Source organism: Nitrobacter sp. 62-13 (genome assembly GCF_001896955.1).
In the GTDB taxonomy this organism is placed as follows: domain Bacteria; phylum Pseudomonadota; class Alphaproteobacteria; order Rhizobiales; family Xanthobacteraceae; genus Nitrobacter.
In genome coordinates, this window is the sequence record NZ_MKRN01000045.1 from 1 (window position 1) to 2,484 (window position 2,484).

The 2,484-nt window shown below is 65.1% G+C and carries 3 protein-coding genes; all 3 read left to right on the plus strand.

The window, feature by feature from the left end:
* Positions 1-632, plus strand: a 632-nt coding sequence (locus tag BGN91_RS05045; protein ID WP_292611092.1) for a zinc-binding dehydrogenase, incomplete at its 5' end; no start/stop codon positions are given.
* Positions 633-750: 118 nt separating this feature from the next.
* A complete protein-coding gene (locus tag BGN91_RS05050) occupies positions 751-1,341 on the plus strand; it encodes a hypothetical protein (RefSeq protein ID WP_292611094.1) in 591 nt (196 codons plus the stop codon).
* Positions 1,342-1,572: 231 nt separating this feature from the next.
* The gene (locus BGN91_RS05055) at positions 1,573-2,343 is read left to right on the plus strand and encodes a gamma-glutamyl-gamma-aminobutyrate hydrolase family protein (protein WP_292611096.1); all 771 of its coding nucleotides are present in this window, start codon (positions 1,573-1,575) and stop codon (positions 2,341-2,343) included.
* The last annotated feature ends 141 nt before the right edge of the window (positions 2,344-2,484 follow it).

The window sequence follows — 2,484 nt, forward strand, 5'->3', positions numbered from 1 at the left end:
TGACGGCGCGCGACGCCATGGCGATCGGGACCGCGGGCTACACCGCGATGCTGTCGGTGCTGGCGCTCGAAAAACACGGCCTGACGCCGAAGGACGGGCCGGTGATCGTGACCGGGGCCGCCGGCGGCGTCGGATCGGTGGCGATAGCCGTGCTCTCCAAGCTCGGCTACCACGTCATCGCCTCCACCGGCCGTCTATCGGAGCTCGGCTACCTCAAGGATCTCGGCGCGGCTGAGGTGATTGACCGCAACGACTTGTCGGGACCGGCCAAGCCGCTGGGAAAGGAACGCTGGGCCGGGGGCATCGACAGCGTCGGCTCCACCACGCTCGCCAACCTGCTGTCGATGACGAAATACCGGGGCGCCATCGCGGCCTGCGGGCTCGCCGGCGGCATGGATCTGCCGTCGTCGGTGGCGCCATTCATTTTGCGCGGGGTGTGTCTGCTCGGCATCGATTCCGTGATGTGCCCGATCGGGCTTCGCAAAACCGCATGGAGCCGGCTCGCGACTGATCTGGATCGGTCCAAGCTAACTGAAATCACTCATGAAATCGGCCTGGACGACGTCATCGAGGCCGGCGCCCGGATTCTTGCCGGCGGGGTGCGCGGGCGCATCGTGGTAAAAATTCTCTAGGGATGTTCAGACTTTGCCAACCAAGCTGCTCCAATGTTGCCACGGTTGGTATGGTAAGCAGTGGGTAAAGGTGCCGGCCGTTCGCGGTCGCCCGTTCAGTTTCGTTGGAGTTGCAGTCATGCTCGCGCGTTTCGTGTCAGGAGCCCTGGTTGCAGGTGCGATCGCGGCACCGGCAATGGCCGGTCACATGATGAATGCTGACGAGGCCAGGCGGTTCGTCGCCGGCAAGGTTTTTGCCTTCACCTGCTTCGATGGCACGCGCGGCGCCGGCCGGGTGTTCGAGGACGGCGGCGCGGCGGGCGCGGTGCAGTTCAGCGGCTCAGGTCCCGTTCGTCACATGAGGCTGCCGGGCAATACGCTTCAGGTCCGCGGTCAGGCGGTCTGCGCCTCGCTCAAGGGACTTCCGTTCGAGCCGTGCTTCAACCTCGACAAGCAGAGCGATCGCAGCTTCCGTGGTTCGGTTTCCGGCATGGGCTTTGCCTACTGCGATTTCAACCATCAGGGCGGAAGGCAGATGCTGCTGGCGAGGGCCGCCGCGCGGCCCCGCAGCCGGGGGCACGGTCCACGCACGGCCGACGCCTCGAAGACGGAGGTGACCGCGCGCGTCGAGACCCCGCGGGTCGAAAGCGCCAGGCTCGATCCCGTCAAGCCGGAAGCAAAGCCGGCCAACGTCGAAGGCGCCCTGGAGCTCCGCCGTTCCACCGATTGATAGGGCGTGGCGCGGCGCCTGTGCCGTTGGTCAACCGTGCGTGCGCGTGCGTCGGGCACAGGCAGCGCGGGACTTTTGCGCGCTGCATGAGCATCATTTTGTTGAACTGTTGATCCGGCTTCGGTCGAGAGGCATGATCGTCAAACCATTTGCCGCGAGTCGCTCCCTCCGCGAAGACCACAAGATGCATATCCGGACCAACGACCCGCTGTCGGAGCTAGGTTTCTGGCGATGAGAAAGCCGGTGGTCGGCGTGATCGGGAATTCGCACCTGGTCGAGGACCGATTTGAGGTGCAGATAGTCAGCGAGCAGAACCTGCGGGCGGTAGCCGAGGTTGCAGGCGCGCTGCCCCTGATGTTCGCGGGCTGCCCGGAGGTGACCGAGATCGGAGCGCTGCTCGATGCGGTCGACGGCGTCGTGCTGGCCGGCGCGCGCGCCAACGTGCATCCGAGCCGTTTTCGCGTCGAGCCGGACCCCCGGCATGAGCCTTACGACGTCAACCGCGACGATCTCGCATTGTCGTTGGCGCAGGCCTGCGTCGCCCGCCGCGTTCCGATCTTCGGCATCTGTCGCGGACTGCAGGAGATCAACGTCGCATTCGGCGGCTCGCTGCATCCGGAAATTCGCGAATTGCCGGGACGCCTGAATCACCGGATGCCGCGGCTGGAGAACGGCGAGATTCATCCGGACCTGAACGTGGTGTTCGGCGAACGCCACGATGTCCGCCTGGTTCAGGGCGGCGTGTTTGCGCGATTGCTCGGCTGCGAGACCATCCGCGTCAATTCGCTGCACGGCCAGGGCATCCTCGAGCCCGGCGAGCGCATTATCGTCGAAGGCGTGGCCGAGGACGGCACCATCGAGGCGATCCGCATTGCCGATGCGCCGGCCTTCGCGCTCGGTGTGCAATGGCATGCCGAATACGATCCGCAACGCAATCCGGTCAACCGGGCGTTGTTCGAAGCGTTCGGCGAGGCGCTGCAACTGCGGCGGCGCGCGGCCTGAGCGCGATCCGCGGGCGCGATGACGGATTGAAGTCGGCGAGGGGACTTAGAGTCTTTCACCGTTTCATGGAAACGATGAAAGACTCCAGCTTCTTGATTTGACGCGTTTTCTTCACGCGAACCGGATTCCACTTCGCTCGAA